Origin of the sequence: Pseudomonas sp. NBRC 111133, from assembly GCF_001320605.1 — a bacterium.
Taxonomy (GTDB): Bacteria; Pseudomonadota; Gammaproteobacteria; order Pseudomonadales; family Pseudomonadaceae; genus Aquipseudomonas; species Aquipseudomonas monteilii.
Genome location: NZ_BCBJ01000068.1, coordinates 128,419 through 149,579, shown reverse-complemented (window position 1 = coordinate 149,579; position 21,161 = coordinate 128,419). Strand labels below are relative to the sequence as shown.

Here is a 21,161-nt window from a genome sequence, read left to right as displayed (position 1 = left end):
TTACAAAACAAGGCGACTCCATTCATCATCATGGAAGGCGTCGCCTAGTGGTTAATCAAGTCAACGGCAGGGGTGATACATCACCCTTTCCAGTCGAGCTTTTTGCGAGTTTGATCAGAGGCAAGCGGCTTCAAATCAGTGTCAGCGGGCAAATCTTTCTCAATCGACTGCATTGATTGAGAAATCTGGGATTTCTTCGCATTACTCTGCCGGATTCTTTTGGTTTCCTTGACGGCGTTATCAACATCGTCAAGAGACTGAAGCCTTAGCTTATGGAGGTCAGGAGATGCAAGCTCACCGCGCCGACGCCTACCAGACTTAGTGCGAGCCACGTACTCGCTCATTGAGATAGGCTCTTTGGTTACATCGGCGTATGGGATATCATAGTATTTCCCATCCAATCGCAGCCAGATTTTGCCGAGATTAAGCGGGTTATACTTAAAAACGAGTCTCTGTCCGACCAGTTTGCGAACCACTAATGAAACATAGAACTCGCCATTGAATTCTACGCCCTTGGTCTGGACGGTTCTTGAGATAGACGGGAAAAAATCCAGCAAAAAAGTTCGAAAATCACCCGGCACCGGAGGTACATAATTTTGGCCAAGCTTGGCCATCTCCTCATCCCACACCTCGGATGGAGTCTTGCGTCGCAGCCCCTCGTGAGCTCGACCATGATAGATAGCCACTTGATCAGCAAACCATCTACATAGCTGCTTGTAGGTTAGAGCCGACTCTTTGGCAGAGTCATATTCCGCCTTAGTCAGCACATTTGAATACGTCGTTCCCGGCAGCATGTGTGCTTTGCCCATCAAGGTACCGATTAACCTCTCGACATGCCCACCGTAATGCTTTTTGCCAATAGGTCTAAGAAGCAAATCGATTCTGTAGTAATTCAAAGTTGCTTCGAAAGCGTCTGAAGTAAACTCTGCAGCGTTATCAGCACCTACTGCTGCTGGCGTGCCCCAATAGCGATGCATGGTGCCTTGCCCACCACCCATCATTAATGGTTGCTCTGTCTTTGGATAACAAGCAGAAAGCAGTGCCATCGCAACACTCACTGCGCTCGGCGCATGCAGCGCCAAGTAATACCCTAGAACTATGCGGCTTTTAAGGTCAATAACCACAGTCAACCAAGGTCGCATTAGGGGAAGGCCCTTGGCATCTGTAATTATTACGTCCACTCTTGTATGATCAATTTGTACCATCGACAAAATGGTTTCGACATCAACAGAGCCTGGCTTCATGACAAACTTCTGCAGCATCTGCTCTCGACCATGACGCAACGAGTAGGCAGCGCGTTCACCAAATGCATCAAGTCTCTTCTTGAGCGTATTGGCGCTCGGTGGTTTAAGCCCGGACACCTCACATTTCGACTCAATATACTCATACAGCTCTGAAAAAGTGCTGAGTTTTTTTGTTTGCTTGAGATACCGCGCGATCCCGTCGTCGATGATCTGTTCATGAAGATCGCTCAACATCCGAGTAGCCGCTTTCCTACCTCGCACATTTCTCATCAGCGAGACCGCACCCAACTCTGGGTCATACCTTCTGAGCAGACGTGTTAGTGTTGCTTCGGAAACCTCGATTTCAAGCAGCAATGCAGCGCGCGCGAGTTTGCCTGAGCGATATCTCTCAATGCCCTCTGCGCGCCTCATTGCAACTTGCATCTCTTTAGGGTTGCTTTTTGATTGCTCAAGCCAAGCCAGTCGACGCTCGTCAATGTAGTTCTTGCGTTCGTTATCGACCTCTAACAACGCGACCTCAGTGAAAGGAACACTAAAAGAATTGTTCAGCTCCAGATTTTGAAGTGCGACAGAACCGTCTGGAGAGATCCCTACCACTCGGAAAGTTTTCTCGTCATGTGTTACCAGGCAACCTTCTCTTACCGGTCTTTTCATTTTCAACTCCAGCAATTCAATGCACGCTGAAGTTAAACCACCGAATCAACAACGTCAAAGCTCGACGGAAAGCGACTCTTCTTAAAATAATTATTGAATATTGACAGCGAATCACCCCATTAAAAGCCAAGCAAATTTCAGGCCACTATCTAAGTGGCTCTTTCATAACAAAAAAAATCAATCTGTCAATATATGCAAAATAAAACAATTTTTACTATATTACCTATAAACACGAGCACGACTAATGCGCAGGTGATATTGCATGAAAAAAAATCAAGTAATCCAGCCGAAGTTTTAGGTCGCACGCAACGCCCGAGGAGCTCCTTGAATATTGATGAGGGTTAAAAAAGACTGATTTAAGCTCAAGTGAAAGTGATTGTTTGCTACCGGCAAACCCTCGTTAGCGCGGAAAACCATTCAGTATTTTCATGGGGTTACGAAATGATCATCTTTGAGCGCACGCGCAATATCGCTGCAAGTGTTATTTTTCTTGGCCTCAAGCAATGTCACGCCTGAAGATGATCATATGCTCTATAGAAGCCCTGTTAATGATCACCTTCAGATGATGAGAACGCTGAAAACCTTGAACTAGACGGGGTTGAGGGTACGGTCATTTTCTCTTGAGCGTCACACGGGCTACGCACCCTTACGGGGAATCTGGCATGACGATTATCGTAACCGGCGCTGCAGGCTTCATCGGCAGCAATCTCGTCCAGGCACTTAACCGGCGTAACGAAACGGAGATCATCGCCGTCGACGACCTGACCGATGGCGACAAATTCCGTAACCTGGCCGACAGTGAAATCGCTGATTACCTGGACAAGGACGATTTTCTCGATCGTTTTGCCCGTGGTCAGTTTGGCAAGGTTCGCGCGGTGCTGCACCAAGGCGCATGTTCGAGCACCGTCGAGGCTGATGGTCGTTTCATGATGGACAACAACTACCGGTACAGCCACGAATTGCTTGTATCTGCGCAGCACCAGCAAACGCCGTTCTTATATGCGTCGTCGGCAGCTGTGTACGGTGCAGGACGAGATTTTCGCGAACAGCGCGAATGCGAGCGACCGCTGAACGTTTATGGCTATTCCAAATTCCTGTTCGATCAACAGGTACGCCGTCAATTGACTACAGCACGCAGCCAGATCGTCGGTTTGCGTTATTTCAACGTGTACGGCCCCCAGGAACAGCATAAAGGCGCCATGGCGTCAGTGGCCCTGCACTGCTTCAACCAGTACCAGGCCCAAGGAAAAGTGACGCTGTTTGGCCGTTATGGTGATTATCCCAGCGGTGGCCACCTGCGTGATTTCGTCTCGGTGGATGATGTGGTCAAGGTCAACATGTTCTTCCTTGATCACCCGCAATCAAGCGGCATCTTCAATGTCGGCAGCGGTCGCGCCCAGCCTTTCAATGACGTTGCGTTGGCTGTAATCAATCGGCTGCGTGAGCAACAAGACCAACCCCCGTTGTCACTTGAGACGGCCTTGCTCGAAGGTGTACTGGAGTACTGCGAGTTTCCGGATCATTTGCGTGGCAAATACCAGTGTTTTACCTGTGCCGACCTCGAGCGCTTGCGCGCTGCCGGGTACAAGGCACAAACGTTGACAGTCCAGCAAGGCGTGGCCCGCTACTGCGACTGGTTGTTGGGTGTCCAGCGTCCGCCGCCTGCTCCATTCAAGCAAGCGGCGGAAGCTTAACATTGCGAGAAAGTTGGATTGGGCGGCGATTTCTTCTAATGCATAGGTAGAAATTGGCTGGTAATGACCGTTAACTACACTAAATAGTCATTTAGCGTAGTTATATAAAAGGGCGCATAACTGCCCTCTCTTTGCCCTTACGCCAATCCACCAAAACGCTTGTAAAAGCTTTCGTTAACATCCGGCAATGGTCCGTCTGCCGTCTCCAACGCTGCATTCAGCCATTCCTCTGCTTTGGCAAACACCAACCGGTAGAGGTTACGGCACAGCTGTCGTGCGGCCCTTCCCTCCCAGTCCCCTGGCAGTAACTCCTCTGGCAGTTGCGGGTCGCGCAACAGCAACCGGCGGTACTCGTGAATCAGCAGCGTGCGTGCCAGGAAGCAATCTTGCGCATCAAGCACCGTCTGCTCTTTCAACCCCTGCCACAGCGGCCTGAACAGCTGGATGAATTCGCTGTACTGCTGCCCCAGCTCTTCGATACGCCAGCTCTCCCGCACCTGGGCGCGCATGGCTTTTGACGCGAGTACTTCCTGTGTGTGGGTTTCAAAGACGATGCTGTCGTCGCTGGCCTCGAGTTCGCGCAACGTGGCAGCCAGGTCGGCACGGTCTGCCCGTGGGCAACCCAACAGGTTCGGCGCCATTACGCCAAACCCCTGCCACTCCAGTTCTTCACGCAAGGCCTTGCGTTTACCTGCCTCCAGTTGCGACAGCAGCACCAGCGTCCACGCCCCGTCCCAAGCGGGTTGGCTTGGGCTGTAGACGCGTTTGAAGGCTTTCTCGAAGCGCCTGCGACCCGTGCCCGTCAGGCTGTAGTAGCTGCGCCGGCCAACCTTTTCAGCCGTGAGCCAGCCTTCTTTGGTCAGGCGAAAGATCGATGTGCGAATCAGCCGTTCATTGATGCCGATTGGCTCCAGCAGGTTGATCAGGCTACCTAGCCAAACGGTACCGCCGTGGGGCTCGATGGCATCGCCATACAAGGTGATGATCAGGGAACTGGCGCGGATCGGCGTCTGCTCCTGGAAGCGAGTGATCAAGTTGTTCAGTGGGGCGAGATTGCTCATGGGCGAACTGTGCGCGGATAAAGCACCGACTATACCTGTGCGGCGGGCCGCCTGGCCATTGCGTGACGCAACCAGGCTCATGCCGTCGCCTGGCCTTTGGGCCTGATACCTGTGTCTTCCATACGCAGCCGCCCTGCTTCAACCTCGGCCAGTGGCGGGCATTCGACCATGGTGTTCATGCAACGCTGCGCCAGTTGCTGGTATTGCGCAGTGCCGCGCTGCTTCCAGGCCAGCTCCTGCTCGCTCAGGCGCCGTTTCATCTGGGCTGGCGAGCCCATTACAAGGCTTTGAGCTTCGCACTCGAAGCCGGCTTTGACGAAGCTGGTAGCCGCTACGATGCAGCGTGGTGCGATATGTGCACCATCCATCACCACCGCATTCATCCCGATCAAGGTGTCCTGGCCCACTCGGCACCCGTGCAACACGGCGCCATGTCCGATATGCCCGTTGCGTTCTACCACGGTATCGCCGCCCGGAAAGCCATGCATTACGCAGGTGTCCTGCAGGTTGGCACCCTCCTCCAGCACGATACGGCCGAAATCACCCCGTAGCGATGCCAATGGGCCTATGTAGCAACCAGGGCCGACGATGACATCGCCGATCAGCACTGCACTGGGGTGTACGTAGGCTGATGGATGCACCACGGGCGTCAGGCCGTCCAGTCGATAGCAAGGCATGGGAAAACTCCTGAAATTATTTGAAATGCTGTTAGAGCTTGTATCACAAGCAGCTTGGTCGTCAATCGTGTATCGGTTCTCTGATGGGTGGAAAATTGGGGGTAACCTAGGCGATAACGATGACCAATAGTCAGATGAAACGTTTTACCGGAAGGTTATCGATGCCCGTTTTTGAGCTTTAGAAACGAGCAAAGAGATACATAATAGTATTTTTGCCGTTGCACATCGGTATCGCATGATGCATATACTGGCTGCACCTGGTCGTGATCCAGCATCACGCCTTGCAAAAAATAATTCCAAGAAATGCCGGCGCCACGATGTGCCGTGCGTGTAGCCAGAGGAACCCGACATGCCGCGATATCTCGATGTGCAGGCGCCCGAACGTGGCGTTCAGCTCATCACCTTGCAACGGCCTGAGGCCCTGAATGCCCTGTGCACCGAGCTACTGGCAGAGCTGGCTGCGGCCTTGCAGCTTGCCGAGGGCGACGAGCAGATACGCGCCGTAGTGATTACCGGCAGCCCCAAGGCATTTGCCGCAGGGGCCGACATCCGTGAGATGGCCGAGCGCAATCTGGTCGGCATTCTCAACGACCCTCGTGTAGCCCATTGGCAAACGATCGCCGCATTCGCCAAGCCGCTGATTGCCGCCGTGAACGGCTATGCACTGGGTGGCGGTTGCGAGCTGGTGATGTGTGCCGACATCGTCATTGCCGGTACCGACGCCCGTTTCGGTCAGCCGGAAATCAACCTCGGCATCATCCCCGGCGCCGGCGGCACTCAGCGGCTGTTGCGCGCTGTCGGCAAGCCGTTGGCCATGCAGATGGTGTTGACAGGTGAAGCGATCACCGCCCGCCACGCCCAGCAGGCCGGCCTGGTCAGCGAAACCACTCAACCGGAATTCACCGTGGAGCGCGCCCTGCAGGTTGCCCGCAGCATTGCCGCCAAGGCGCCCCTGGCTGTGCGCCTGGGCAAGGAGGCGTTACTGAAAGCCGGCGACACCGACCTGGCCAGCGGCCTGCGTTTCGAACGGCATGCGTTCACCCTGCTTGCCGGTACCGCCGACCGCGATGAAGGCATCCGGGCATTCCAGGAAAAGCGCCAGGCCCGCTTCCAGGGCCGCTGACCATTTTTCCCTCGACTGACGGAGTGAGTCTGTCATGACTTACCAGCACATCCTGTTTTCCATCGAGGACGGCGTCGCCCTCCTCTCGCTTAACCGCCCCGAGCAACTGAACAGCTTCAACACCGCCATGCACCTGGAAGTGCGCGAGGCACTTAAGCAAGTACGCCAGAGCAGTGATGCGCGAGTACTGCTGCTGACAGGCGAAGGCCGTGGCTTCTGCGCCGGCCAGGACCTGTCCGACCGCAACGTTGCCCCAGGTGCCGAAATGCCAGACCTGGGCGAGTCCATCGACAAGTTTTACAACCCGCTGGTGCGCACATTGCGCGACCTGCCGCTGCCGGTGATCTGTGCGGTCAACGGCGTGGCCGCTGGCGCCGGTGCCAACATACCGCTGGCCTGCGACCTGGTACTGGCTGCCCGCTCTGCAAGCTTCATTCAGGCGTTCTGCAAGATCGGCCTGGTGCCAGACTCTGGTGGTACCTGGCTGCTGCCGCGCCTGGTCGGCATGGCACGGGCCAAGGCCCTGGCCATGCTGGGCGAACGCCTTGGCGCCGAGCAGGCCCTGCAGTGGGGGCTGATCCATCGCGTAGTGGACGATGCCGCACTGCGTGATGAGGCCCTCACCCTCGCCCGCCAGCTTGCCACCCAGCCCACTTACGGTCTGGCCCTGATCAAGCGCGGCCTCAATGCCAGCTTCGACAATGGCTTCGATGAACAGCTGGAGCTGGAACGCGATCTGCAGCGCCTGGCCGGGCGCAGCGAAGACTACCGCGAAGGTGTGAGCGCCTTCATGAACAAGCGCACGCCAGATTTCAAGGGGTGCTGAACATGAGTGCACTCGCAAGCGATGTGCAGGTGGCGGTGATCGGTGCGGGTGCCATGGGGGCCGGCATCGCCCAGGTCGCGGCCCAGGCCGGTCACCCGGTGAAACTGTACGATAACCGCCCAGGCGCTGCTGCCCAGGCGGTGGCCGGCATTGATCGGCAACTCACCCGGCTGGTGGAAAAAGGCAAGTTGCAGGCAGCCGAGCACGAAATGATCCGCCTGCGGCTATGCCCGGTCGACACCCTTGAAGCATTGGCTGATGCCGGCTTGGTGATCGAAGCCATCGTCGAGAACCTGCAGGTCAAGCAGACGCTATTGCGTCAGCTCGAAGCCCTGTGCGCCGACGATTGCATACTCGCCAGCAACACCTCGTCGTTGTCCATCACCAGCCTGGCCGCCGGCCTTGCACGCCCGCAACAGGTAGTTGGCATGCATTTCTTCAATCCGGCGCCGCTGATGGCGTTAGTCGAAGTGGTGTCGGGCCTGGCAACCGAACCGGCAGTGGCCTCCTGCATCTACGATACCGCCCAGGCCTGGGGTAAACAGCCAGTGCACACGCGCTCGACACCGGGTTTTATCGTCAACCGTGTGGCGCGGCCTTTCTATGCCGAAAGCCTGCGCCTGTTGCAGGAAGGTGCAGCCGACTGCGCCAGCCTCGATGCACTGTTGCGCGATGCGGGTGGTTTCCGCATGGGGGCGTTCGAGCTCACCGACCTGATAGGGCACGACGTCAACTACGCCGTCACCTGCTCGGTGTTCGATGCGTTCTATGGAGATTTCCGCTTCCAGCCTTCGCTGGTGCAAAAAGAGCTCGTGGATGCCGGACGCCTTGGCCGCAAGACTGGCGAAGGCTTTTATAGCTACGTCGAAGGCGCCGAACGGCCAGCACCTGCTGAACTGTGCAGCCTCACCAGCGCCGAAGCCTGCGTCATCGAGGGACACTTGGGTGTCATGCAGCCACTGGTCGAGCGCCTGAGCCTCAACGGCATCGCCGTCACCCGGCGTGCAGGTAGCGGTGTGATCCGGGTCGGCGATGCCACCCTGGCACTGTCCGATGGCCGGCTCGCCAGCCAGCGCGCCCGTGAAGATGGCCTGCGCAACCTGGTGCTGCTCGACCTCGCACTGGACTACAGCACTGCCACGCGAATAGCCATCAGCTGGTCGGCGGACATCACCGAAAGCGCACGCGACCACGCCGTGGCCCTGCTGCAGCGCGCCGGGCTCAAGGTCACGGCGGTCGCCGACCTGCCTGGCCTGGTGGTGCTGCGCACCGTGGCAATGCTTGCGAACGAAGCCGCCGATGTCGTGCTGCAAGGTGTCGGCAGCGCCGCCGACATCGACCTCGCCATGCGCGCCGGCGTCAATTACCCCTGCGGCCCGCTGGCTTGGGCCGGGAATATAGGTATTGCCCACACCCTGCGCGTGCTCGACAACCTGCAGCGAAGCTACGGCGAGAGCCGTTACCGCCCTTCCCTGTTGTTACGCCGCTGCGAAGCCAAAGGAGGCACCCTGCATGACTGAAGTGGAACTGGCACACGCCTGTGCCGACGCCATGTACGCCCGCGACCAAGCCACCCAGAGCCTGGGCATCACCCTGCTGGATGCCGGCCCAGGCAGCGCCAGCCTGCGCATGCCGGTACGTGCCGACATGATCCAGGGTCATGGCACCTGCCATGGCGGCTTCCTGTTCGCGCTGGCCGACTCGGCATTTGCCTTCGCCTGTAACAGCTACGATGAGGCCACCGTGGCGCTGGGCTGCAGCATCGACTACCTGGCCCCGGCGCTGCGCGATGACGTGCTCACCGCCAACGCCAGCGAGGTCAGCCGCAAGGGCCGTACTGGCCTGTACGACGTGCGCATCGATAACCAGCGCGGTGAGCTGGTGGCGATGTTCCATGGCAAATCCTACAAAGTGCGCGGCACCGTGCTCGCGCAGGAGACGCAAGATGAATGAACACAGTCTGCCCGATGCCTTGATCATCGACGCCGTGCGCACCCCTATTGGCCGCTACGCCGGCGCCTTGAGCGGCGTGCGGGCCGATGACCTCGCCGCAATCCCGCTCAAGGCGTTGATCCAGCGTCACCCCGAACTGGACTGGAAAGCCGTCGATGACGTCATGCTCGGGTGCGCCAACCAGGCCGGTGAAGACAACCGCAACGTGGCGCACATGGCCAGCCTGCTGGCCGGGCTGCCACTTGAAGTGCCTGGGACCACCATCAACCGCCTGTGCGGTTCCGGCCTGGATGCCATCGGCAATGCAGCCCGCGCCCTGCGCTGTGGTGAAGCCGGGCTGATGCTGGCGGGTGGCGTGGAATCAATGTCCCGTGCGCCATTTGTGATGGGCAAGTCAGAGCAGGCATTCGGTCGTGCCGCCGAGCTGTTCGACACCACCATCGGCTGGCGTTTCGTCAACCCGCTCATGAATGCTGCCTACGGTACCGATTCGATGCCGGAAACGGCCGAGAATGTGGCGGAACAGTTCGGTATTTCGCGCACCGACCAGGATGCTTTCGCCCTGCGTAGCCAGCACAAGGCAGCGCAGGCTCAGGCCCGCGGCCGCCTGGCCCGGGAAATCGTGCCGGTCGAAATCCCGCAGCGCAAAGGCCCGCCCAAAGTGATCGAGCACGACGAGCACCCTCGTGGCGATACCACGCTCGAGCAACTGGCCCGGCTCGGGACGCCTTTCCGTGAAGGCGGCAGCGTAACAGCGGGCAACGCCTCCGGGGTCAATGACGGCGCCTGCGCCCTGCTGCTGGCCAGTAGCGCGGCTGCCCGCCAACACGGCCTCAAGGCGCGCGGCCGTATCGTCGGCATGGCCGTGGCCGGGGTCGAGCCCCGGCTGATGGGCATCGGTCCGGTACCGGCAACCCGCAAGGTGCTGGAATTGACGGGTTTGTCGCTGTCCGACCTCGACGTCATCGAGCTTAACGAGGCCTTTGCGGCCCAGGGCCTGGCGGTGTTGCGCGAACTGGGCCTGGCCGATGACGACCCGAGGGTGAACCGCAACGGCGGTGCCATTGCCCTGGGTCACCCGCTGGGCATGAGCGGTGCACGCCTGGTGACCACTGCCTTGCATGAGCTGGAAGAAACCGCCGGCCGCTACGCCCTGTGCACCATGTGCATCGGCGTTGGCCAGGGCATTGCGATGGTCATCGAGCGCCTCTGAGCGGATCAGACCATCTGCCTGTTACCCAACCGAACGCAGCCGTATATGCTGCGCTCATGACACTCACCGCGCGGCCTGCAACCGGTGCCGCGCGGCGTACAAGAACAATTCGAGTGAAGCCATGAACATGTACCATGATGCCGATCGTGCCCTGCTGGACCCGATGGAAACCGCCAGCGTCGATGCCCTGCGTCAGCACCAGCTGGAGCGGCTGCGCTGGAGCCTGAAGCACGCCTACGACAATGTGCCGTTGTACCGCAAGCGCTTTGCCCAGTGCGGCGCCCACCCCGACGACCTCAAAAGCCTTGAAGACCTGGCGAAGTTCCCCTTCACCGGCAAGAACGACCTGCGTGACAACTACCCCTACGGGATGTTCGCCGTGCCTCAGGAAGAGGTGGTGCGCCTGCACGCCTCAAGCGGCACTACAGGCAAGCCGACGGTGGTTGGCTATACGCAGAATGACATCGACACCTGGGCCAATGTCGTCGCCCGCTCGATCCGCGCGGCCGGAGGGCGTAAAGGTGACAAGGTGCATGTTTCCTACGGCTATGGCCTTTTCACGGGTGGCCTTGGCGCGCATTACGGCGCCGAGCGCCTGGGTTGCACGGTAATCCCGATGTCTGGCGGCCAGACCGAGAAGCAGGTGCAGCTGATTCGCGACTTCCAGCCTGACATCATCATGGTCACCCCCTCCTACATGCTCAACCTGGCTGACGAGATCGAGCGCCAGGGTATCGACCCGCACGACCTCAAGCTGCGGCTGGGCATTTTCGGTGCTGAACCCTGGACCGACGAGCTGCGCCGCTCCATCGAAGGGCGGCTGGGCATCAATGCCCTCGACATCTATGGTCTGTCGGAAATCATGGGCCCTGGGGTGGCGATGGAGTGCATCGAAACCAAGGACGGCCCGACCATCTGGGAGGACCACTTCTACCCCGAGATCATCGACCCGATCACCGGCGCAGTGCTGCCAGACGGCCAGCTCGGCGAGCTGGTGTTCACCTCGCTGAGCAAAGAGGCGTTGCCGATGGTGCGCTACCGCACCCGCGACCTCACCCGGCTGCTACCGGGCACCGCTCGCCCTATGCGGCGGATCGGCAAGATTACCGGTCGCAGCGACGACATGCTGATCATTCGCGGGGTCAACGTGTTCCCGACCCAAATTGAGGAGCAGGTACTTAAAATAAAACAACTCTCAGAGCTTTATGAGATCCATCTGTATCGTAATGGAAACCTGGACAGTGTCGAGGTGCACGTGGAGTTGCGCGGAGAGTGCCAGCACCTCGATGACGGCCAGCGCAAGCAGGTGATCGGTGAGCTGAGCAAGCAGATCAAGACCTACATTGGCATCAGCACCCAGGTGCACCTGCAGCCTTGCGGCACGCTCAAGCGCTCAGAGGGCAAGGCCTGCCACGTGTTTGATAAACGGTTGGCCAGCTGATTCATTCGGCTGCCTTTTCGGCCCCGGCTCAGTCCGGGGCTTTTTTTTGCGTGTTGCACGCCCTCACAGGGGCTGCAAGATCCCTTCGGGGACGGTTTTGCCCGCGAAGAGGCCTGAAAGCGATACAGAAATCTTATTTGATACACACAAAACAGTTTGACGTTATGTTTTGTATCGCTTACAAATGACTCATGCCTTAGCAGGAGTCGCAGCACATGTACGCACAGCTAGTGGAAACCGGAGCCAAGCGCGTCAAGTCGCTGGAAGAGATGTCGCCCGAAGAGCGCAACTTCCAGGAAAAGATCGACGCTGAAATCAAGATCGAAGCCAAGAACTGGATGCCTGAGGCCTACCGCCAGACCTTGATCCGGCAGATCTCCCAGCACGCCCATTCGGAAATCGTCGGCATGTTGCCCGAAGGCAACTGGGTCACCCGCGCCCCCAGCCTCAAACGCAAGCTGCAACTGATGGCCAAGATCCAGGACGAAGCCGGCCACGGCCTCTACCTGTACAGCGCCATGGAAACCCTGGGCGCCGACCGCGATGAAGAAATCGCCAAGCTGCACAGCGGCAAGGCCAAGTATTCGAGCATCTTCAACTACCCCACGCTCAGCTGGGCCGACATGGGCGCAGTGGGCTGGCTGGTGGATGGCGCCGCCATCGTCAACCAGGTGGTCTTGCAGCGCACCTCCTACGGCCCCTACTCCCGCGCGATGATCCGTATCTGCAAGGAAGAAAGCTTCCACCAGCGCCAGGGCTACGAAATTCTCCTGACCATGATGCGCCACGGTACCCAGGCCCAGCGCGACATGGTGCAGGACGCCATCAACCGCTTGTGGTGGCCCTCGCTGATGATGTTTGGCCCCAGCGACGAACATTCCCCGAACAGCGCCCAGTCCATGGCCTGGAAGATCAAGCGCCAGACCAACGATGAGCTGCGCCAGCGCTTCATCGACCAGACCGTGCCGCAGCTCGAACTGCTCGGCTGCACCGCCCCCGACCCGGAGCTGAAGTGGAACGCCGAACGGGGTCACTACGACTTTGGCGAAATCCAGTGGGACGAGTTCTACGAAGTGATCAAGGGCAATGGCCCGTGCAACCAGGAACGTGTCGCCACCCGGCGCAAGGCCATCGAGGACGGTGCCTGGGTACGCGAGGCTGCCGTGGCCTACGCGCGCAAGCAACAGAACAAGAACGCCGCCTGAGCGGCGATTGATGCGGAGATCGAAAATGTCTGTCTGGACCCTCTACGAAGTGTTCGTGCGCAGCAAGCACGGCCTTAACCACAAGCACGTCGGCAGTGTGCATGCCGCCGATGCCGCCATGGCCATCGAGAACGCCCGCGAGCTTTACACCCGCCGCAGCGAAGGCGTCAGCCTGTGGGTGGTGCCCTCGGCGCTGATAACCGCGTCGTCCCCCGACGAGAAAGACCCGCTGTTCGCCCCTTCGGACGACAAGGTCTACCGCCATGCCAGCTTTTACGAACTGCCCGACGAAGTCGGACACATGTGAGGTTGGCCATGCACAACGAAGCCCTTATCCCCTACCTGCTGCTGCTTGGCGACAGTGCCCTGGTACAAGGCCAGCGCCTTTGCGAGTGGTGTGGCCACGCCCCGGCCATCGAAGAAGAACTGGCCCTGATGAACGTCGGCCTCGACCTGGTCGGCCAGGCGCGCAATTGGCTGGAGTACGCCGCTGAGCTGCTGGATGACGGCCGCGACGCCGATGCCCTGGCCTTCCGCCGTGACGAGCGAGCCTACCGCAACCTGCTGCTGGTCGAGCAGCCTAACGGCGATTACGCCGTGACCATGACCAAACAGTTTCTCTACGACGCCTGGCACTTCGCCCTGCTGCAGGGGTTGGCTGGCTCCAGCGATGAACGTATCGCCGGTATCGCCGCCAAGGCCTTGAAGGAGGTTACCTACCACCTGCGCCGCTCCAGTGAGTGGGTACAGCGTTTGGGTGGCGGCACGGAAGAAAGCCGCCAGCGCATGCTCGCCGCCATTGCGGCACTGTGGCGTTTCACGGTCGAGCTGACGGCTGGCAGTGACAATGAAGTGCAGCTGGCCAAAGCGGGTATCGCTGCCGACCCCGTTGCCGTGGGTGCTGCCTGGCTCAAGCAGGTGAGCGAAACCTTCAGCTCGGTCGACCTGCCGCTGCCAAAGGCTGCCAGCCACTTCTACCTAGACGGTCGCAAAGGCTTGCACACCGAGCACCTGGGCCTGCTGCTGGCCGAAATGCAGTTCCTGCCAAGGGCCTACCCCGATGCAACCTGGTGAGCTGATTGCCGGCGACCGGGGTGCACGGGCGCTGCAAGGTGACGACCTGGCCCGGGCATGGGCGGTGCTTGGCCAGGTCATGGACCCGGAAGTACCCGTGGTCAGCGTGGTCGACCTGGGGATCGTTCGCGACCTCGACTGGCGCGCCGGCCACCTGCACCTGGTGGTTACCCCGACCTACTCCGGTTGCCCGGCCACCGAGGTGATCGAAGGTGATATCCGCCAGGCGCTGGAACAGGCCGGTTTTGCCGCGCCAGACCTTGAGCGCCGGCTGACACCGGCATGGAGCACTGACTGGATCAGCGAACTGGGCCGCGAGCGCCTGCGGGCTTACGGCATCGCGCCCCCCCAAGGCAGCGCCAGCAAGCGCAGCCTGCTGGGCGAGGTGCCCCAAGTGTGCTGCCCACAATGCGGCAGCGCCCATACCGAATTGCTCAGCCAGTTCGGCTCCACCGCGTGCAAGGCGCTGTACCGCTGCCGCGAGTGCCTGGAGCCGTTCGACTATTTCAAATGCATTTGAGCCGTGGAGAATGCCATGAGCCAGTTTCACAGCCTGACCATCAAGCAAGTGCGCAACGAGACCCGTGACGCGGTGTCGATTGCCTTCGACGTGCCCGAGCACCTGCAGGCGCAGTTCCGTTTCACCCAGGGCCAATACCTGGTCATGCGTACCCGGCTGGACAATGAAGAAGTCCGCCGTTCCTACTCCATCTGCAGCGCTGTCCAGGACGGTGAGCTGCGCGTGGCCGTAAAGCGCGTGCCAGGCGGGCGTTTCTCGGCGTTTGCCAATGATGTACTCAAAGCCGGCCAGCAACTGGACGTGATGCCGCCGTCGGGCAGCTTCTTCGTGCCGCTGGACCCTGCCCGCCACGGCAATTACCTGGGCGTGGCCGCCGGCAGCGGCATAACCCCGATCCTGTCGATCATTGGCACCACCCTGGACCGTGAGCCGCACAGCCGCTTCACCTTGCTGTACGGCAACCGCTCCAGCTCTGGCGCGCTGTTCCGCGACAAGCTCGAAGACCTGAAAAACCGGTACCTCGACCGCCTGAACCTGATTTTCGTGTTCAGCCGCGAGCAGCAGGATGTCGACCTGTACAACGGTCGCATCGACGCTGACAAGTGCGGCCAGCTGTTTTCGCGCTGGCTGGACGTTCCTGGCTTGGACGCGGCCTTCATCTGTGGCCCCCAAGCGATGACCGAGACCGTACGCGACAGCTTGCAGGCCAACGGCCTGGGCAAGGAGCGCATCCATTTCGAGCTGTTCGCCGCTGCCGGGAACGAAGCACGACGTGAAGCCCGCGAAGCGGCGCGCCAGGTGGACGCGGCGCTCAGCCACATCACCGTGATCAGCGACGGCCGCGCGCTCACCTTCGACTTGCCACGCAACACCCAGAACGTGCTGGACGCCGGCAATGCCATCGGCGCCGAGCTGCCCTACTCCTGCAAGGCCGGTGTGTGCTCTACCTGCAAGTGCCGGGTGATCGAAGGCGAAGTGGAAATGGACAGCAACCACGCACTGGAAGACTACGAAGTGGCGGCCGGGTATGTGCTGTCGTGCCAGACCTACCCGGTGAGCGACAAAGTGGTCCTCGATTTCGACCAGCTTTGAGACCAAGTCGCTTGCTTCGCGGGCAAGCCCGCGAAGAGGCCATCAGCGACACCGCAACACCCGCGTGACCTCAACAAAACAATTACAACACCCAGAGATCGCAACCCATGACACCCGAACGCATAGAAAGCATCGCCAACCACCCCGACTTCCAGCACCTGGTACAGCGCAAACGCCGCCTCAACGGCAGCCTGACCTTGGCCATGCTGGTAATTTACTACGGCTTCGTCCTGCTGGTGGCGTTCTCGCCCACCACCCTCGGCCAGTCCCTCAGCGGCGGCGTAACCACCGTGGGCATGCTGGTGGGTGTGCTGATGGTGCTGCTGTCCTTCGCCCTGACCGGCATCTACGTGCACCGCGCCAACAATGTGCTCGACCCGCTCAACGATAAGGTCAAGCAGGAGTGCGCACAATGAACTGGACTGCCATCTCGATGTTCATGGTGTTCGTCTGCTTCACCCTGCTGGTCACCCGCTGGGCGGCCCTGCGCACCCGTTCGGCCAGCGACTTCTATACCGCTGGCGGGGGGCTGACCGGCATGCAGAACGGCCTGGCGATCGCTGGCGACATGATCAGTGCCGCTTCCTTCCTGGGCATCTCGGCCATGATGTTCATGAACGGCTACGACGGCCTGCTGTATGCCCTTGGCGTGCTGGCCGGCTGGCCAATCATCCTGTTCCTGATCGCCGAGCGCCTGCGCAACCTGGGCAAGTACACGTTCGCCGACGTGGTCAGCTACCGCCTGGCACAAACGCCGGTACGCCTCACATCGGCGTTCGGCACCTTGGTCGTCGCATTGATGTATCTGGTCGCGCAGATGGTCGGCGCTGGCAAGCTGATCGAGCTGCTGTTCGGCATCAGCTACCTGTACGCGGTCATGCTGGTTGGCGTGTTGATGGTGGCCTACGTCACCTTCGGCGGCATGCTCGCCACCACCTGGGTGCAGATCATCAAGGCCGTCATGCTGCTGTCGGGCACCAGCTTCATGGCCTTCATGGTGCTCAGGCATTTTGGCTTCAGCACCGAAGCCATGTTCGCCAGCGCCGTGGCCGTGCATGCCAAGGGGCAGGCGATCATGGCCCCGGGTGGCTTGCTGTCCAACCCGATTGATGCCATTTCCCTTGGCCTGGGCATGATGTTCGGCACCGCTGGCCTGCCGCATATCCTGATGCGCTTCTTCACCGTGAGCGACGCCAAGGAAGCACGCAAGAGCGTGTTCTATGCCACCGGCTTTATCGGCTACTTCTACCTGCTGCTGATCGTCATTGGCTTTGGCGCCATCGTCATGGTCGGTACCGAGCCGTCCTACCGCGATGCCACCGGCGCCATCATCGGCGGCAGCAACATGGTCGCCGTGCACCTGGCCCAGGCCGTGGGCGGCAACCTGTTCCTTGGTTTCATCTCTGCCGTGGCCTTCGCCACCATCCTGGCCGTGGTTGCCGGCCTGGCGCTGTCTGGCGCATCGGCCGTGTCCCACGATCTGTACGCCTGCGTGTTCCGTCAAGGCAAGGCCACCGAGCAGGAAGAAATGCGTGTGTCGCGTATCGCCACCCTGCTGATCGGCCTGCTGGCGGTGATCCTCGGCCTGATGTTCGAGTCGCAGAACATCGCCTTCCTCTCCGGCCTGGTACTGGCAGTGGCGGCCTCGGTCAATTTCCCGGTGCTGCTGCTCTCGATGTTCTGGAAGGGGCTGACCACCCGTGGCGCGGTATGCGGCAGCATGGCTGGCCTGGTTTCGGCCGTGCTGCTGGTGGTGCTTGGCCCGGCGGTGTGGGTCAACGTGCTGCACAATGAAGCAGCAGTGTTCCCTTACAGCAACCCGGCGTTGTTCTCCATGAGCCTGGCGTTCCTTAGCGCCTGGGTGTTCTCGGTCACCGACAGCTCCGAGCGTGCCACTGAAGAGCGTGGCCGCTACCTGGCCCAGTTCATCCGCTCCATGACCGGTATCGGCGCCGCCGGCGCTAGCAAGCACTGACTTCAAGGACGAACAACCATGTCGGGTAAAACAACAACAATGAACCGCACGCACTTCATGTCAGCTGCCTGGCTGGCCACCCTCGCATTACCATTGCCAGCGATGGCAGACTTTATCAGCGACAGCCACGCACGGCTGGAGCTGCGTAACCACTACATCAACCGCGACTTCCGCCAAAGCAATGCCCCGCAGGCCAAGGCCGAGGAATGGGGCCAGGGCTTGACCGCGAAGCTGGAGTCGGGCTTCACCGAAGGCCCGGTCGGTTTTGGTGTTGATGCCATGGGCCAGCTGGGTATCAAACTCGACTCCAGTCGCGATCGCCGCAACACCGGCCTGCTGCCCTTTGGCCCGAACAGCCATGAACCGGTCGACGACTACAGCGAACTGGGCCTGACCGGCAAAGTACGCGTGTCCAAAAGCACACTGCGCCTGGGCACGCTGCAACCCATCTTGCCGGTGGTGGTCTACAACGACACCCGCCTGTTGGCGTCCACCTTCCAGGGTGGCCTGTTGACCAGCCAGGACCTTGATGGCCTCACCTTCAACGCCGGCCGCCTGACCAAGGCCAACCTGCGCGATTCCTCGGGCCGGGACGACATCGGCTATGGCGCTGCCACCAGCGATCACCTGGACTTCGGCGGTGGCAGCTATGCCATCACCCCGCAAACCAGCGTCAGCTACTACTACGCCAAACTCGAAGACATCTACCGCCAGCAATTCGTGGGCCTGATCGATACCCGCCCATTGAGCGAAGGTGTGAGCCTGCGCAGCGACCTGCGGTACTTCGACAGCCGCAACGACGGCGCCGAGCGTGCCGGCAACATCGACAACCGCAACTTCAACGCCATGTTCACCCTCGGTGTGCGGGCGCACAAGTTCACCACCACCTGGCAGCAGATGTCCGGCAACAGCGCTTTCCCGTTCGTCAACGGCGGCGACCCGTTCACGGTCAACCTGGTCACCTACAACACCTTCACCCGTGCCGGGCTGGACTCATGGCAAGTGCGCTATGACTACGACTTTGTGGCGATGGGTATCCCCGGCCTGAGTTTCATGACCCGCTACACCGACGGCCGCCACGCCGAAACCGCCACCGTCAGCAATGGCCGCGAGCGCGAACGCGACACCGACATCACCTACGTCATCCAGAGCGGCCCGTTCAAGGACGTGAGCCTGCGCTGGCGCAATGTCACTTTCCGTTCCGGCAACGGCCTGACCAATGCCGTGGACGAAAACCGCCTGATCATCGGCTACACCCTGGCGCTGTGGTAACAGCGCGCCCCTACATTTGAACAGCATGGAGAACAGCATGTCTGCCGCCCCTACCCTGCAAAGCTTCATTGCCGGCCGTTGGCTGGGCCAGCATGGCGCTCAGGCCCTGCGCAGTGCCCTCGACGGCCACGTGCTTGCCTACAGCCATGAAGAGCGCCCGGACTTCGCCGAAGCCGTGGACTATGCCCGAGCCCGTGGCCTTTCCAGCTTGATGTCCATGGACTTCCAGCAACGCGCCCAGCGCCTCAAAGCCCTGGCCTTGTACCTGGCCGAACGCAAAGAACAGCTTTACGCCCTGTCCCACCACAGCGGCGCTACCCGTGCCGACAGCTGGATCGACATCGAGGGCGGTAACGCCACGTTGTTCTCGTACGCGGGCATTGGCAGCCGTGAGTTGCCGTCGGGCAACCTGGTGCACGAAGGCCCTGCCATTGCGCTGGGCAAACAAGGCCACTTCGCCGGCAGCCACATCCTGGTGCCGCGTGCAGGCGTTGCGGTGCACATCAACGCGTTCAACTTCCCCATCTGGGGCATGCTGGAAAAATTCGCGCCGACCTTCCTGGCCGGCATGCCTTGTATCGTCAAGCCTGCGACCTCCACCAGCTACCTGGCCGAAGCCGTCGTACGCCTGATGAACGCCTCCGGCCTGCTGCCGGAAGGTAGCCTGCAACTGGTGATCGGCAGCACAGGCGACTTGCTCGACCGCCTGCAAGGTCAGGATGTGGTGACCTTCACCGGCTCTGCCGATACCGCTGCCAAATTGCGCGTCACGCCGAACCTGATACGTAACTCGGTACCTTTCACCGCAGAGGCGGACTCGCTGAACTGTGCCATCCTCGGGCCGGACGTCAGCCCGGACAGCGAAGAGTTCGATCTGTATATCAAAGAGGTGGTACGTGAAATGACCACCAAGGCCGGGCAGAAATGCACGGCCATCCGCCGGGCCATTGTGCCGGCCAGGCACATCGACGCCGTTGCAACACGCTTGCGCGAGCGCCTGAGCAAAGTCGTGGTTGGCGACCCCTCGCTGGAAGGTGTGCGCATGGGTGCCCTGGCCTCCCACGACCAGCAGCACGACGTGGCCGAGCGGGTACGCAGCCTGCTGCAAAGCTGTGACCAGCTGTTCGGCGCCAGCGATGGCTTTGCCCCGCGCGGCGAAGGTGTGGCCGAGGGCGCGTTCTTCGCACCGACCCTGCTGCAAGCCCGCGACCCGCACGCCGAAGGCGGCGCGCACGACATCGAAGCGTTTGGCCCGGTCAGCACGCTGATGGCCTACGATGACCTTGACGAAGCCTTGGCGCTGGCCGCACGGGGCAAAGGCAGCCTGGTGGCAACCCTGGTCACCGCCGACCGTAGCGTGGCTGCCAAGGCCATTCCGGTGGCGGCTGCCTGGCATGGTCGCCTGCTGGTGCTCGACAGCGAGGCCGCAAAGGAGTCCACCGGCCACGGTTCGCCACTGCCGCAACTCAAGCACGGCGGCCCTGGCCGGGCCGGTGGTGGTGAAGAGCTGGGTGGCCTGCGTGCGGTCAAGCACTACCTGCAGCGTGCCGCTGTCCAGGGCTCGCCGAGCATGCTCACGGCAATCACCGGCGAATACGTACGCGGTGGCGAAGTGATCGAAACCGAAGTCCACCCGTTCCGCCGCTACTTCCAGCAGCTGCGCATCGGCGAGTCGCTGCTGACCCACCGCCGCACGGTGACCGAAGCCGACCTGGTCAACTTCGGCTGCCTCTCGGGTGACCACTTCTACATGCATTTCGACGAAATCGCGGCCAAGGAATCGCAGTTTGGCAAGCGCATTGCCCATGGCTACTTCGTGCTGTCGGCGGCAGCCGGCCTGTTCGTGTCGCCAGGTGCCGGGCCGGTGTTGGCCAACTATGGCCTGGACACCCTGCGCTTCATCAACCCAGTGGGCATCGGCGACACCATCCAGGCGCGCTTGACCTGCAAGCGCAAGATCGACCAGGGCAAGACCAGCCCGCTGGGCCAGCCGCAGGGTGTGGTGGCGTGGGATGTTGAAGTCACGAACCAGCTGGGTGAGCTGGTGGCCAGTTATGACATCCTGACCCTGGTGTTGAAGCAGCCGGAGTGATGGCTTGACCTCCCCGGCCACTTAACCGGTTCAACCGCGAAGTGG

The 21,161-nt window shown here is 60.5% G+C and carries 18 protein-coding genes and 1 pseudogene; 16 read left to right on the top strand and 3 right to left on the bottom strand.

Features of this window, described 5'->3' with window-relative positions:
- Nucleotides 1-80: 80 nt before the first annotated feature.
- Nucleotides 81-1,898, bottom strand: a complete 1,818-nt coding sequence (locus APH36_RS15785) for a Mu transposase C-terminal domain-containing protein (RefSeq protein ID WP_041505923.1) — start codon at nt 1,896-1,898, stop codon at nt 81-83.
- Nucleotides 1,899-2,560: 662 nt separating this feature from the next.
- On the opposite strand from APH36_RS15785, the gene rfaD reads away from it, so the two are divergent.
- Nucleotides 2,561-3,592 (top strand): ADP-glyceromanno-heptose 6-epimerase, encoded by a 1,032-nt coding sequence (gene rfaD, locus APH36_RS15780; protein WP_060499420.1) that lies wholly within the window; start codon nt 2,561-2,563, stop codon nt 3,590-3,592.
- A gap of 137 nt (nt 3,593-3,729) precedes the next feature.
- On the opposite strand, the gene paaX is transcribed toward rfaD, so the two are convergent.
- A complete protein-coding gene (gene paaX / locus APH36_RS15775; protein WP_177337105.1) occupies nt 3,730-4,653 on the bottom strand; it encodes a phenylacetic acid degradation operon negative regulatory protein PaaX in 924 nt (307 codons plus the stop codon).
- A gap of 77 nt (nt 4,654-4,730) precedes the next feature.
- A complete protein-coding gene (gene paaY, locus APH36_RS15770) occupies nt 4,731-5,330 on the bottom strand; it encodes a phenylacetic acid degradation protein PaaY (protein WP_060499418.1) in 600 nt (199 codons plus the stop codon).
- Nucleotides 5,331-5,679: 349 nt separating this feature from the next.
- On the opposite strand from paaY, the gene paaF reads away from it, so the two are divergent.
- From paaF to paaZ, 15 genes and pseudogenes are all read left to right on the top strand, one after another.
- Nucleotides 5,680-6,453, top strand: coding sequence for a 2,3-dehydroadipyl-CoA hydratase PaaF (gene paaF, locus APH36_RS15765; RefSeq protein ID WP_060499417.1), 774 nt, complete (start codon nt 5,680-5,682; stop codon nt 6,451-6,453).
- A gap of 34 nt (nt 6,454-6,487) precedes the next feature.
- Nucleotides 6,488-7,279: a 2-(1,2-epoxy-1,2-dihydrophenyl)acetyl-CoA isomerase PaaG gene (gene paaG / locus APH36_RS15760; protein ID WP_060499416.1), complete on the top strand. Its 792-nt coding sequence runs from the start codon at nt 6,488-6,490 to the stop codon at nt 7,277-7,279.
- A 2-nt stretch (nt 7,280-7,281) separates the two neighbouring features.
- Nucleotides 7,282-8,799, top strand: a complete 1,518-nt coding sequence (gene paaH, locus APH36_RS15755; protein WP_060499415.1) for a 3-hydroxyacyl-CoA dehydrogenase PaaH — start codon at nt 7,282-7,284, stop codon at nt 8,797-8,799.
- Nucleotides 8,792-9,232: a hydroxyphenylacetyl-CoA thioesterase PaaI gene (gene paaI, locus APH36_RS15750; RefSeq protein ID WP_060499414.1), complete on the top strand. Its 441-nt coding sequence runs from the start codon at nt 8,792-8,794 to the stop codon at nt 9,230-9,232. Before paaH ends, paaI begins: the two co-directional genes overlap by 8 nt.
- Nucleotides 9,225-10,445 carry a 3-oxoadipyl-CoA thiolase gene (gene pcaF, locus APH36_RS15745; protein WP_060499413.1) on the top strand — a complete coding sequence of 407 codons (1,221 nt, stop codon included), beginning with the start codon at nt 9,225-9,227 and terminating at the stop codon, nt 10,443-10,445. The genes paaI and pcaF overlap by 8 nt, the downstream gene beginning before the upstream one ends.
- 121 nt (nt 10,446-10,566) lie before the next feature.
- Nucleotides 10,567-11,886, top strand: coding sequence for a phenylacetate--CoA ligase PaaK (gene paaK, locus APH36_RS15740; protein ID WP_060499412.1), 1,320 nt, complete (start codon nt 10,567-10,569; stop codon nt 11,884-11,886).
- A gap of 215 nt (nt 11,887-12,101) precedes the next feature.
- On the top strand, nt 12,102-13,091 hold the full coding sequence (paaA, locus tag APH36_RS15735; protein ID WP_060499411.1) for a 1,2-phenylacetyl-CoA epoxidase subunit PaaA: 990 nt from the start codon (nt 12,102-12,104) through the stop codon (nt 13,089-13,091).
- Between the two features lie 25 nt (nt 13,092-13,116).
- Nucleotides 13,117-13,398 carry a 1,2-phenylacetyl-CoA epoxidase subunit PaaB gene (paaB, locus tag APH36_RS15730; RefSeq protein ID WP_004374528.1) on the top strand — a complete coding sequence of 94 codons (282 nt, stop codon included), beginning with the start codon at nt 13,117-13,119 and terminating at the stop codon, nt 13,396-13,398.
- 8 nt (nt 13,399-13,406) lie between these two features.
- Nucleotides 13,407-14,165: a 1,2-phenylacetyl-CoA epoxidase subunit PaaC gene (gene paaC, locus APH36_RS15725; protein ID WP_060499410.1), complete on the top strand. Its 759-nt coding sequence runs from the start codon at nt 13,407-13,409 to the stop codon at nt 14,163-14,165.
- Nucleotides 14,152-14,685, top strand: a complete 534-nt coding sequence (gene paaD / locus APH36_RS15720) for a 1,2-phenylacetyl-CoA epoxidase subunit PaaD (protein WP_016715219.1) — start codon at nt 14,152-14,154, stop codon at nt 14,683-14,685. The genes paaC and paaD overlap by 14 nt, the downstream gene beginning before the upstream one ends.
- 15 nt (nt 14,686-14,700) lie before the next feature.
- Nucleotides 14,701-15,777 carry a 1,2-phenylacetyl-CoA epoxidase subunit PaaE gene (paaE, locus tag APH36_RS15715; protein WP_060499409.1) on the top strand — a complete coding sequence of 359 codons (1,077 nt, stop codon included), beginning with the start codon at nt 14,701-14,703 and terminating at the stop codon, nt 15,775-15,777.
- Between the two features lie 107 nt (nt 15,778-15,884).
- Nucleotides 15,885-16,193, top strand: coding sequence for a DUF485 domain-containing protein (locus APH36_RS15710; RefSeq protein ID WP_060499408.1), 309 nt, complete (start codon nt 15,885-15,887; stop codon nt 16,191-16,193).
- A pseudogene (locus tag APH36_RS15705) lies at nt 16,184-17,752 on the top strand (cation acetate symporter); the annotation flags it as partial. The gene APH36_RS15710 and the pseudogene APH36_RS15705, both read left to right, overlap by 10 nt.
- Nucleotides 17,753-17,791: 39 nt before the next feature.
- Complete coding sequence (locus tag APH36_RS15700) at nt 17,792-19,024, top strand: OprD family porin (protein ID WP_060499406.1); 1,233 nt, start codon at nt 17,792-17,794, stop codon at nt 19,022-19,024.
- 37 nt (nt 19,025-19,061) lie between these two features.
- Nucleotides 19,062-21,116, top strand: a complete 2,055-nt coding sequence (gene paaZ / locus APH36_RS15695; protein WP_060499405.1) for a phenylacetic acid degradation bifunctional protein PaaZ — start codon at nt 19,062-19,064, stop codon at nt 21,114-21,116.
- Nucleotides 21,117-21,161: the final 45 nt, after the last annotated feature.